The 12081-nt window shown below is 30.9% G+C and carries 10 protein-coding genes and 1 other annotated feature; of the genes, 5 read left to right on the forward strand and 5 right to left on the reverse strand.

Features of this window, described 5'->3' with window-relative positions; genetic code table 11:
* The first annotated feature begins 34 nt into the window (after positions 1-34).
* Positions 35-283: a TIGR03905 family TSCPD domain-containing protein gene (locus tag ACWW38_RS03275; protein ID WP_456259387.1), complete on the forward strand. Its 249-nt coding sequence runs from the start codon at positions 35-37 to the stop codon at positions 281-283.
* A gap of 61 nt (positions 284-344) precedes the next feature.
* On the opposite strand, the gene ACWW38_RS03280 is transcribed toward ACWW38_RS03275, so the two are convergent.
* Positions 345-1247: a DMT family transporter gene (locus ACWW38_RS03280; protein ID WP_456259388.1), complete on the reverse strand. Its 903-nt coding sequence runs from the start codon at positions 1245-1247 to the stop codon at positions 345-347.
* 136 nt (positions 1248-1383) lie between these two features.
* Positions 1384-1995, reverse strand: coding sequence for a DNA-3-methyladenine glycosylase (locus ACWW38_RS03285; RefSeq protein ID WP_456259389.1), 612 nt, complete (start codon positions 1993-1995; stop codon positions 1384-1386).
* Between the two features lie 141 nt (positions 1996-2136).
* On the opposite strand from ACWW38_RS03285, the gene ACWW38_RS03290 reads away from it, so the two are divergent.
* Together ACWW38_RS03290 and ACWW38_RS03295 are read left to right on the forward strand one after the other, a co-directional pair.
* Complete coding sequence (locus tag ACWW38_RS03290; protein WP_456259390.1) at positions 2137-2283, forward strand: hypothetical protein; 147 nt, start codon at positions 2137-2139, stop codon at positions 2281-2283.
* Positions 2284-2581: 298 nt separating this feature from the next.
* Positions 2582-3631 (forward strand): AI-2E family transporter, encoded by a 1050-nt coding sequence (locus tag ACWW38_RS03295; protein ID WP_456260409.1) that lies wholly within the window; start codon positions 2582-2584, stop codon positions 3629-3631.
* A 69-nt stretch (positions 3632-3700) separates the two neighbouring features.
* On the opposite strand, the gene ACWW38_RS03300 is transcribed toward ACWW38_RS03295, so the two are convergent.
* The 3 genes from ACWW38_RS03300 to ACWW38_RS03310 all read right to left on the reverse strand — a co-directional run bounded on the left by ACWW38_RS03300 (position 3701) and on the right by ACWW38_RS03310 (position 9867).
* On the reverse strand, positions 3701-5725 hold the full coding sequence (locus ACWW38_RS03300) for a YgiQ family radical SAM protein (RefSeq protein WP_456259391.1): 2025 nt from the start codon (positions 5723-5725) through the stop codon (positions 3701-3703).
* A 38-nt stretch (positions 5726-5763) separates the two neighbouring features.
* Positions 5764-7077: a bifunctional folylpolyglutamate synthase/dihydrofolate synthase gene (locus ACWW38_RS03305; protein WP_456259392.1), complete on the reverse strand. Its 1314-nt coding sequence runs from the start codon at positions 7075-7077 to the stop codon at positions 5764-5766.
* A gap of 147 nt (positions 7078-7224) precedes the next feature.
* Positions 7225-9867, reverse strand: a complete 2643-nt coding sequence (locus tag ACWW38_RS03310; protein WP_456259393.1) for a valine--tRNA ligase — start codon at positions 9865-9867, stop codon at positions 7225-7227.
* Between the two features lie 201 nt (positions 9868-10068).
* Positions 10069-10283: a binding site (T-box leader), on the reverse strand.
* A 175-nt stretch (positions 10284-10458) separates the two neighbouring features.
* Here ACWW38_RS03310 and ACWW38_RS03315 point away from each other — a divergent pair.
* Both ACWW38_RS03315 and ACWW38_RS03320 read left to right on the forward strand, forming a co-directional pair.
* Positions 10459-10989 carry a serine/threonine protein kinase gene (locus tag ACWW38_RS03315; RefSeq protein ID WP_456259394.1) on the forward strand — a complete coding sequence of 177 codons (531 nt, stop codon included), beginning with the start codon at positions 10459-10461 and terminating at the stop codon, positions 10987-10989.
* A gap of 77 nt (positions 10990-11066) precedes the next feature.
* Complete coding sequence (locus ACWW38_RS03320; protein ID WP_456259395.1) at positions 11067-12077, forward strand: ABC transporter substrate-binding protein; 1011 nt, start codon at positions 11067-11069, stop codon at positions 12075-12077.
* Positions 12078-12081: the final 4 nt, after the last annotated feature.

The raw sequence follows: 12081 nt of genomic DNA on the forward strand, positions 1-12081 counted from the left end.
TAAATTATTTTACTTGCATAAGGGAGGGGAATTTATGTATAGTTATACCACTAGCGGAGTTTGCTCTAGAGAAATTAATTTTGATATAAAGGATAATAAAATAAAAAATGTATTATTTATTGGTGGTTGTGATGGCAATTTAAAAGGACTATCTAGATTAGTTGAAGGTATGGAAGTGACTGAAGCAATTAAAAGACTTAAAGGAATTAATTGCAAACAAAAATTGACATCTTGTCCAGATCAATTAGCTAAAGCTCTAGAGGAGTATATTAAAAATAATTAAATACAAAAATCATATTATATTTTTGATACTAAATATAACAAATAAAGAGGAAGCTTAACACCTAATGGTAAGCTTTCTCTTTATTTATTAATTTATTTTTCTTTGAAATAATCATTATATAAGATCCTATTAATATACATGCTATACCAACCATAGCAGAAAACTTTATTCTTTCTCTCAATATTATAAACGCTAAAATCGGGGCTAAGGCTGGTTTTATAAAAAATACTATAGATGTCATGGTGGCAGATACTTTTTCCATGGATAAAAAGTAAAATAAGTATCCTAATCCTGTCACAAAAATCCCCATATATAAAATCTGTATAACATTACTCTTTTCTACACCTTGAATTATAGGAATTTTTAAGAATAGTAATATAACTAATAAAATTAAGTCTCCAAGTATAAATGTTATACAATTAAATGCAATTCCACCATACTTATCGATTTTCTTTTTTCCTATTACGCTATATAACGAAAACACAACAGCTGACAATAACGCTAATATTATTCCTTTAAAATCTTTATTTAGCTCCATACTTGTTGGGTTTAGTATAAAGATTAACCCTAAAATACTTACAGCTAAAGATAATATAGTGTTTCTATTTATTTTCTCACTTAAGATAAAATATGCGAAAGGTATAGTAAATATAGGGTTCACACTAAAAACAATAGCTACTGTAGAAGCCTTAGTGTATAAAACCGCCAACTGAAATAAACTCATGCTGACTACAACGCATAAAAATCCTTGAAATATAAAATAGAGAAATTCTTTCTTGTCAAACATAATCTTTCTCTTTCTAATTTCCTTAACTGCAAAAGGCAGCAATATAAGTGCACCAATAAGAAATCGTATAAACGTTAATTGATAGGGATTGATTTCATTTGAAATCAGCTTTCCTGATATCTCTGCAGTACTAAATAAAAAAGCTGTAATTACTATATATATGTATCCTCTACTCATAAATATTACCCCTTACATTGCACAATTGAACACCATAAAATAATATTTTCTTACATCTTATTTATATATTCTATATTCTATTTACTATTCCTTTATAAAAAGCTAAACTAACAAAAAAATAATTTAAATTTTCTGTTTAAAATTTTGATACAAATTTATTATTTTCTATATAAAATCTCCATAGATAATCCCTTGCCTCTTCTGCATAATCAATACCTATCCTTTTTGAAGATACTATATTAAAGTCACTATCATTGTTGTCTAATATATATATTTTATCTCCACATAAGTCTTCTCCATTTAATTCTTTTGTAATATTCATAGCCTTACATAGTTTTCCAGGACCATTAGTTAAATTTTTTCTTTGATAATTGTTCATGTCTTTACAATTTTTTTTATATCTATTTAAGCACATAGTTTCTATACCTTCTATAGGCTCTAATCCTCTTATTAAAACTGCTTGAGGCTCATTTTCACCAGCAGCCACTACATTCATACAATAGTACATCCCGTATATTATAAATATATAAACATATCCACCTTCCTTATACATGACCTTAGTTCTTTCTGTTACTTTTCCTCCATAAGAATGTGCTGCTTTATCTTCTGGACCCATATATGCTTCTACTTCCACTATCTTGCCAATTAATTTAGAATCATTATCCTCATAAACAAGATATTTTCCTAATAAGTCCTTTGCAACTTCTAATACATTTCTAGTATAAAATTCCCTTGGTAATTTATTCATCACTTTGTCCTCCGATTATTTTATTATAAAAATTTATTATTTTTTAATCACTTATTAGAACTTTTTCATATAATATATTAAAAGGACAAGCCGAGAGTCCTTTTAACTTAATTACTCTCTTAACGAAGGGAGGTTTAAATAATGAGTAACTCTTGCCTACGCCCATGCCATAGAGATGATGATACTTTATTTTTAATAATATTAATAATTATATTATTCTGTTGCTGCGGTTTTGGTCTTGGTTTTGGCGGCTTTGGATTTGCTGCACCATTCTTTTGCTGCTGCTAACATTATAATATAGGTTCAGCGGTATATTAATCTAATATACCGCTTTATTTTATCTGATGACTACTATCCGTAATACTCCCACTTCTAAAGTGGGAGATAACGGCTGCTACGTCCCTAGATACGGATAATGTGGTTGGTTAATCCTATAAATCCAAATATTTAACATAAAATACTAGAATCATATCATATTTGATGATATAATCAACCTAATTATACTTGTACAGAGGGGATGTAATACTTGATTAAAAACAAAAAAATTCCACATTTAAATTTAATACCTATTTTAATAATAGCATTTTTGCTCTTTAAAGCTATCAATAATATTGAAATTCTAGCCCAAGGTTTTTGGATTATAATATCTATTTTGAGCCCTTTCTTTTGGGCTTTTGGTATAGCTTATCTATTAAATCCATTAATGAAATTTTTTGAAAGAAAATTCAATTTAAAAAGACCTGTTAGTATATTATTAGTATATCTAATTGTAATAGGGTTTATAACTCTTACAGTAACCATAGTCTATCCTACTATAGCTAAAAATGTAGGTGATCTAGTTACTAATATGCCAACTTATATGAAAGAGACTCAGACTTGGTTTGATAATAATATTCAAAACTTAAACTTTGCCAACAATGCAGACGTTGTAAATTATGCTCATAAAACTTTAAATAATATTGCTGACAAATTAACAGCATCATTAAACTCTACACTAAATATTGCATTGACTAAAGCCATAGCTTTTACTTCATCATTTCTTAAGATGATTTTTGGTTTTATAATTTCAGTATACATCTTAAAAGATAAAGAAATTTTTATAAGAGATACTAAAAAATTTCTTTATGCTATTTTAGATAAGACTTCTGCTGCTTCATTTCTTACTTTTAGTAATGAAGTAAACGTAATTTTTTCTCAATACATAATAGGTAAGGCTATAGATTCCTTAATTATAGGAATACTTTGTATTATAGGATTAAATATATTGAGAATTCCATATGCTTTTTTAATTGGGCTAATAGTTGGTGTTACAAATATGATTCCTTATTTTGGGCCTTTTATAGGAATGATTCCCGGTGTTATAATAACTCTATTTTACAGTCCTATAAAAGCATTTTGGGTGCTTATATTTATATTCCTCCTTCAACAATTTGACGGATGGATTTTAGGTCCAAAAATACTAGGCGATAAAGTTGGACTCAGTCCATTTTGGATAATTCTTTCTATCACTTTAGGTGGAGGCACCTTTGGAGTACTGGGAATGTTCTTAAGCGTACCTATAATGGCTATTGTAAAAACAACAATACAACGGTTTATAGCAAAACGTCTTGATAGTAGAAATATTGAAAATCTTTAAATATTCATATGCAAAGGGCAGCCTTTATTTCATAAAACTAAGGCTGCCTTTTTTGCATAAAAATACTGACTATTTTCTTTTTGATTTGTTTTTGTTATTTTTTCTATTTCCACTTTTTATCTTAATCTGCTTACTTACAAGCTTATCTTTCTCTCTAGCTTTTTTACTTGAAGTCTTATCTTTACCATTACTTTGCTTAGCTGCAATTTTATTTCTTCCATTTGGCTTCCTTGAATTATCTTTAAAAGTATTTGCTGACTTTGCTCTTCTGCTGCTATATTCTATCTTATTTCTTTTTTCTCTTGGTTTTATTAAACATTTCGGTCCAAATCCAATAAGATCTTCTCTTCCAGCTTCTACTAAAGCTGCATAGACTAAGTCATACTTTTTAGGGTCTCTATATTGTAACAAAGCTCTTTGCATAGCTTTTTCAGTCTTTGTTTTTGGTATATATACTTCCTTCATTGTTATAGGATCTAATCCAGTATAAAACATAGTAGTTGATAAGGTTCCAGGGGTTGGGTAAAAGTCTTGAACCTGCTCTGGCTGATAGTGAGTATCTCTTAGGTATTCTGCTAATTCTATTGCTGTTTCTAATGTACTTCCTGGATGACTTGACATTAAATAAGGTATAATATATTGTTTCTTTCCTATTCTTTCAGTTATTTTATAAAACTTTTCCCTAAATTTATCATAGGTTTTTCCTGCTGGTTTACCCATAAATTTTAAAACTTTGTGCGAAACATGTTCTGGTGCTACTTTAAGCTGTCCACTGACATGATGTTTAATAAGTTCTTTAAAAAATGTTTCATCTTTGTCTGCCATAATATAGTCATATCTTAGTCCAGAGCGAACAAAAACTTTCTTAACATCTGGCAATTCTCTTAGCTTTCTAAGTAAATTTAAATATTCCTTATGATCTACATTCAAGTTTTTACATGGTCCAGGATGTAAACACTGTTTATTCTTGCACGCTCCAAATTTAAGCTGCTTATCACAAGCAGGATGCCTAAAATTAGCTGTAGGGCCTCCAACGTCATGGATATACCCCTTAAAGTCCTCAAATTTTGTAATTCCCTTTGCTTCTTCTAATATTGAAGCTTCACTTCTACTCTGTACAATCCTTCCTTGGTGAAATGTTATAGCACAAAAGGAACAACTTCCAAAACAACCTCTTGAGCTGACTATGCTAAACTTAACTTCTTCTATGGCTGGTATGCCGCCTAAATTCTCGTAAATAGGATGATAGTTCTTTGCATAGGGTAATGAGTAGACTCTATCTAATTCCTCTCTTGTAAGAGGCATTTCAGGCCTATTTTGTACAAGATATTTATTTGCATGCTTTTGTACTATTGTATTACCTCTAATAGGATCCTGCTCTTCATATTGTATTTTAAATGCCTGTGCATATTTAACTTTATCGCTACACACATCTTTATAAGATGGTATCTCAATATAATCATATACGTCTTCTATATTATCCACAACATAACATGTTCCTGGTATATGTCTTATGTATTTTATATCTAATCCATCATTCAGGTTATCCACAACCTCTACAATCTGTCTTTCACTCATTCCATAAACTAATAAGTCTGCTCCGCTATCGATTAAAATAGACTTTCTTACTTTATCACTCCAATAATCATAGTGGGCAAATCTTCTTAAACTTGCTTCAATTCCTCCAATTATAATAGGAATATTTTTATACGCTTCTCTTATTTTATTACAATAGACAATTGTTGCTCTATCTGGTCTTAATCCCATTTTTCCACCAGGTGAATAAAAGTCTTTCTCTCTTAGCTTTTTACTTACTGTATAGTGGTTAACCATTGAATCCATATTACCTGCGTTTACTAGAAAACCCAGCCTAGGCACTCCCAGTTTCTTAAAATCTTCTGTATCCTTCCAATTAGGCTGGGCTATTATTCCCACTTTATATCCTGCATTCTCTAGAACCCTTGATATAATTGCTGTTCCAAAACTATGATGGTCCACATATGCATCCCCTGTAACCATAACAAAGTCCAGCTGCTCCCAACCTCTATCTATCATATCCTGCCTGCTTATTGGCAAATAATTATTATCTTTCATGTTCTTCTCCTTCTTTTGTAACTAGATATACTCAAATATTACCCTTTGTTTTTAATAGCTTTTCTCATATCTCCTACCATATACAAAGAACCAGAAATTAAAAGTAAATCCTCTTTATTACAATAACCAATTCCTACTTCATAAGCACTTTTGTAATCTTCAATAGCCTCACAATTACTATTGTATTTCTCCACTATTTTTTTCAATTTCTCGGCAAGTTCAGCTCTTTCACTATGTGGAGTTACACATATAACCTTTTTAGCTATTGGCGCAATTACCTTTATCATGTCTTCTACTTGCTTATCAGCTAATATTCCCAGTATAAGTACTATATCATTATATTTTAAATAAGTCTCTAAACTTTCTTTTAGTTTTTTTATACCATCTATGTTATGTGCTCCATCTATTACCACCAGAGGCTTTATATTAAGTGTTTCAAACCTCCCTATCCATTCTACTTTAGATAGAGCCTCTATAACTGCCTCCCTATTAATTTTTATTCCTAATTTTTTTAGTTCTTCAACAGCATATAACACTGTGGCACAGTTAAGCAATTGATGCTTTCCTAAAAGTGCAAGCTTTATATTGTAAGTCCATAGACCAGTATTAACTATAATATTTTGAACTTTTTTAGCTCTTCCAGAAACTAATATATCTTCGCATTCTTTAAATTTAGCAGAATCTAAAGGAACTCTTATGAGTTTTGATTCTCTTTCATAGCATACCTTCTCAATAACCCTCTCTGCCTCCTCACTTTGAGGGTACAATATTACAGGCACATTTTCCTTAATTATACCTGCTTTTTCAAAAGCTATCTGAGATAAAGTATCCCCCAGTATATTCATGTGGTCATAGCTTATAGAGGTAATAATGCTTAGTATAGGATTAATGACATTAGTTGAGTCTAGTCTTCCACCAAGTCCAACTTCTATCACTGCAAAATCAACATCCTGTTCATAAAAGTATAATAAGCCTGCACAAGTTATTATTTCAAACTGAGTAGGATTATCATAGCCAAGTCCTAAAACTTTATCTACTGCTATAGATACTTTTGTTATAGCTCTAGCCAGCTCCTCCTTGGGTATATTTTTATTATTTGTTTGAATTCTCTCCTCAAATTCTTCTATATATGGAGAAGTATACATTCCTACCTTATATCCCATTTCTATTAAAATATTAGAGATCATAGCTGTTGTAGATCCTTTTCCATTGGTTCCTGCAATATGTATACATTTAAGTTTTTTATGTGGTTCTCCTAGAAATTCTAATATCTTTTCAGTTCTTGAAAGACCAAGTTTCATACTGAACTTTGCAGCGTCTTCAATATACTCCATAGCCTGCATATAATCCATATTTATTTTCCTCACTTTTTACTCTATTTCAGTTTAATTTAAAACTAATTCTATCAAATTTGCACAATCAAATCAAACTCATAATGTTTATCAATTCTATAAAAAACGCTGACCTCTAATGGCCAGCGTTTTTGCAAAAACTAAATTTTATTTTTTTAGACTTTCTATTCTATCTACTACTGCCTTATACATCTCTTTATATTTTTCGCCCTTTTCTCTTTCTTCATTTACTACAGCTTCTGGAGCTTTACTTGTAAACTTTTCATTAGAAAGTTTCTTTTCTACTCTATCTATTTCCTTTTCTAGTTTTTCTTTTTCTTTATTTAATCTTTCTAACTCTTTTTCTAAATCAACTAGGTCTAAAAGAGGCATGAACATTTCTGCTCCTTTAATTACTGTTGAAACAGAGTTTTCAGGCACCTGATCTTTGGAGTCTGTAAATGCAACCTCTGACGCTGAAGCTAACTTTTCAAAATATATCTTTCCTTGCTCGAAAGCTTCTCTACCTTCAGAAGCATATATTGTAACCTTTGCCTTTCTTGAAGGTGGAACGTTCATTTCTGCTCTTACATTTCTTAAAGCTTTTATAGCTTCTATTATATAATTCATCTCTTCTTCTACTTTTTCATCTTTTAAGGCATCATTGTATTCAGGCCACTTAGATGTTACTATAGTTTCTTCTGAATTAGGTAAGTTCACATATATCTCTTCAGTTATATAAGGCATTACAGGATGTAATAGTTTTAGACCTGTACTTAAAACTTCATTTAACACATTTAAAACGATACCTTTAGCCTTTTCATCTTCTCCATATAAAACAGGTTTTACAAGCTCAATATACCAATCACAGAACTCAGTCCACATGAAATCGTATATCTTTTGAGCAGCTATTCCTATTTCAAATTTATCTATGTTTTCTGTTACTTCTTTAACTACTGTATTTATTCTTGATAATATCCATTTATCAGCAATAGTATATTCTTTGCAATCTCTATACTCATCTATTAATCTTTCATCTAAATTCATCATAACAAATCTGGAAGCATTCCAAATTTTATTTGCAAAGTTTCTTGCTGCCTCTACTTTTTCTTCATAGTATCTAATATCATTTCCAGGAGCATTTCCAGTAGTAAGCATAAATCTTAAGGCATCTGCTCCATATTTCTCTATAACTTCAAGAGGATCAACTCCATTGCCTAAAGACTTAGACATTTTTCTTCCTTGACTATCTCTTACTATACCGTGGATTAATACAGTATCAAATGGGATATCTCCCATACTATGAAGTCCTGAGAATATCATTCTAGCAACCCAGAAGAATATTATATCGTATCCTGTAACTAGTGTACTTGTTGGGTAAAAATATTTTAAGTCTTCAGTTTTATCTGGGTAGCCTAGTGTTGAAAAAGGCCATAATGCTGAACTGAACCAAGTGTCTAGTACATCTTCCTCTTGCTTTAAATTATTACTATTACACTTACTACATTTTGTTGGTTCATCAACAGATACTATTATCTCTCCACAGTCCTCACAGTACCAAACAGGGATTCTATGCCCCCACCAAAGTTGTCTTGAAATACACCAGTCTTGAATGTTTTCCATCCAATTGTAGTATGTTTTTGAGAATCTTTCTGGTACAAATTTTATTTTTTCTTCTCTAACAACTTTAATAGCCGGTTCTGCAAGAGGCTTCATCTTTACATACCACTGTTTAGAAGTTAAAGGTTCTATAGTTGTTGAACATCTATCGTGGGTTCCAACATTATGAACATGCTCTCTTATCTTAACTAAGTATCCACTTTCCTCTAAATCCTTAACTATAACTTTTCTAGCTTCATATCTGTCTAGTCCAGAATATTTTCCATAACCTTTAGCTATAGTACCATCTTCATTCATCATAATTATTTGTGGAAGATTATGTCTCTTTCCAACTTCATAGTCATTAGGATCATGGGCTGGTGTTATTTTAACTGCTCCAGTTCCAAATTCCATATCTACATATTCATCAGCAACTATAGGTATTTCTCTTTCTACTAAAGGTAGCATAAGTGTTTTTCCTATTAAGTGAGAATATCTCTTATCATTAGGATTTACTGCAACAGCTGTATCTCCAAGCATTGTTTCTGGTCTAGTTGTAGCTATTTCTAAGCTTTCATCACTATTAACTACAGGATATTTTATGTGCCAGAAGTTTCCGTTTTGTTCTTCATATTCTATTTCTGCATCTGATATAGCTGTTTGGCATTTAGGACACCAATTTACTATTCTATTTCCTCTATATATTAGTCCTTCATTATATAAGTCCACAAAAACTTGTTTTACTGCTCTGCTTAAACCTTCATCCATTGTAAATCTTTCTCTTGTATAGTCAGCAGAAACTCCAAGTTTTTTATATTGATTTCTAATTCTTTCTTTATACTCTTCTGACCATTCCCATACCTTTTCAAGGAATGCTTCTCTTCCCATTTCCTTTTTATTAAGACCTTGTTTTAAAAGCTCTTTCTCAACTTTTACTTCTGTAGCTATGCTGGCATGATCTTCTCCTGGAAGCCATAGAGTGCTGTAACCCTGCATTCTTTTTGCTCTTATTAAAACGTCTTGTAAAGTTCCATCAAGAGCGTGGCCTAAGTGAAGCTGCCCTGTTATATTTGGCGGCGGCATCATAATAGTATAAGGTTTCTTTTTATCATCCACTTTTGGTGTAAAGTATTTTTTTTCTTCCCAACTTTTATAAATTCTTTCTTCAAATTCTTTTGGATCATATGTTTTTGAAATATTTACTTCTGCCATATGTTTTCTTCCTCCTCGTAATCTATTTAAATTGTGCAGGTTCTATTTTTAATAAAGAGGATTCTTGGCTTCAGGTGGAGCTTTTTTCTCCAACTGAAGCTTAGAAGCCCTTATCTAGGGACGTAGCAGCCGTTATCTCCCACTTTAGAAGTGGGAGTATTACGGATGGTAGTCATCAGATAAAACAAAAGCGCTGACATCCCAAAGGACGACAGCGCGCGTTACCACCTTAATTCCTGTAAAATTTACAGGCACTCATTAAATTAACGATGTGACCACCGTCTTTACCTACTACTATTTCGATAAAGAAGCTCCAAAGCTACCTTCAAGATAATTCATATAGAAAGCCTTACAGCCAATGGACTTTCCTCTCTTAATATTCCTATATCTTTACTCCTCTTTTTCCCTGCTGCTTAATATACAATTATTTTTTATTATACATCTATTTTATAAACTGTCAAGAGTTACCCTTATTTTTTCACTTATCTTGTACAAAAAGAATATTGTAATAATATATACTTGTTTTTTATAAATATATACTACCCTAAAAATATCTCTTATATTAAATATTTAAATAAATGAGGTATTAGCATGAAAATTGAAATTGTTCCTGGAATAGATTTAACTAATTCTAAAATAATTCATCACAGCAAAAAAGAAAAAATATATCTTACACATGATAGCAGAATAATTAAGATATGCAAAAATATTGATGATTGCAGAAGAGAGTACTTGATACTTAAATATTGCAAAGATAACAAATACTTTCCTCAGGTATATGAATATAGATTAGGTTATATAATAAGAGAATATATAGATGGAATATGTTTAATAGATTATATAAAAAAATACAGCCTAAATGAATCCCTTGCCCTTTCTCTAGTTGATCTCATTGAAAACTTTAAAGCACTAGACTTTTCAAGATTAGATACAGGTATTTCACATATTTTTATCACTAAAAATGGACAATTAAAGGTAATAGGATTAAAAAATAATTACACTAGAAAAGAAAAGTATCCTAAGCATATGATATCTGGTCTTAGAAAATTAAAAGTTTCAAAAAAATTTTTTAAAATACTAAAAAAAGAACGTCCTGATTTATATGAAGCCTGGAAAAGCTAAATAATCTTTACTCACCCCTTTTAAAAAACTTTCATATACTAATTTATAACATAAATTAATATAAGGGGGTAATCTTTATGAAAAAAAGAGTATTTAGTACATTATTAGCTATTGCTGTTCTTTTAACTTCTATAACTCTCTTTGGATGCAGTAATAATAAAAGTAAATCTCTACAAAAAATAAGATTAAATGAAGTTGTACGTTCTGTATTCTATGCTCCTATGTACGTTGCCATAAACGAAGGTTTCTTCAAAGAGGAAGGACTAGATATAGATCTTTCCACTGGGCAAGGTGCAGATAAAACAATGCAACAAGTTTTAAGCGGTAGTGTTGAAATTGGTTTCTGCGGTCCTGAACAAGTTATTTATATCTATAATCAACATCGTGAAGATTTACCTATATTGTTTGCTCAATTAACTCAAACAGATGGCTCATTCTTAGTAGGTAGAAATAAAGAAGATAATTTTAAATGGGAGTCTTTAAAAGGCAAAACAATTATAGGCGGAAGACCAGGTGGAGTTCCTGAGATGTCACTTGAATACGTTCTAAAAAAACACAACTTAGATCCAGTTAAAGATGTTAATCTTATTACTAACCTAGCATTTACAGCAACAGCTGGAGCATTTAAGGCTGGCACTGGAAACTATGTAGCTTTGTTTGAACCTACCGGAAGTATGTTAGAAAAAGAAAATGCAGGATATATTGTTAGTTCTATCGGAAAAGAAGCTGGCACTCTTCCCTATACTTGTTTCTTTGCTACTAAGTCTTATATGGATAAAAATCCAGAAGTTATTCAGAAATTCACTAATGCTATTTATAAAGGTCAAACCTGGGTGGCTAATCACAGTGATGAAGAAGTGGCAAAATCAATTGCATCATTCTTCCCTGGAAGTGACATTGGAATTTTAACTAACGTTATTAAAAACTACAGAAGTATCAATTCTTTCTCACCAACTCCTGCAATGAAAGCAGAAGATTTAAATAGGCTTATGGATATAATTCAATCTTATAAAGCTGATTTAATAAAAGAAAGACCTTCCTTTGATACAATTGCTACTAATAAATTTGCTGATCAAGTGAAAAAATAAAAAA

It is taken from the genome of Clostridium sp. JNZ J1-5, assembly GCF_053901425.1.

Excerpts from the sequence above, each read along its gene's own strand:
- ACWW38_RS03305 (WP_456259392.1), bottom strand. The coding sequence starts at position 7,077 with ATGGATTATATGCAGGCTATGGAGTATATTGAAGACGCTGCAAAGTTC.
- ACWW38_RS03290 (WP_456259390.1), top strand. The coding sequence starts at position 2,137 with ATGAGTAACTCTTGCCTACGCCCATGCCATAGAGATGATGATACTTTA.
- ACWW38_RS03300 (WP_456259391.1), bottom strand. The coding sequence starts at position 5,725 with ATGAAAGATAATAATTATTTGCCAATAAGCAGGCAGGATATGATAGAT.
- ACWW38_RS03280 (WP_456259388.1), bottom strand. The coding sequence starts at position 1,247 with ATGAGTAGAGGATACATATATATAGTAATTACAGCTTTTTTATTTAGT.
- ACWW38_RS03315 (WP_456259394.1), top strand. The coding sequence starts at position 10,459 with ATGAAAATTGAAATTGTTCCTGGAATAGATTTAACTAATTCTAAAATA.
- ACWW38_RS03320 (WP_456259395.1), top strand. The coding sequence starts at position 11,067 with ATGAAAAAAAGAGTATTTAGTACATTATTAGCTATTGCTGTTCTTTTA.
- ACWW38_RS03310 (WP_456259393.1), bottom strand. The coding sequence starts at position 9,867 with ATGGCAGAAGTAAATATTTCAAAAACATATGATCCAAAAGAATTTGAA.
- ACWW38_RS03275 (WP_456259387.1), top strand. The coding sequence starts at position 35 with ATGTATAGTTATACCACTAGCGGAGTTTGCTCTAGAGAAATTAATTTT.
- ACWW38_RS03285 (WP_456259389.1), bottom strand. The coding sequence starts at position 1,995 with ATGAATAAATTACCAAGGGAATTTTATACTAGAAATGTATTAGAAGTT.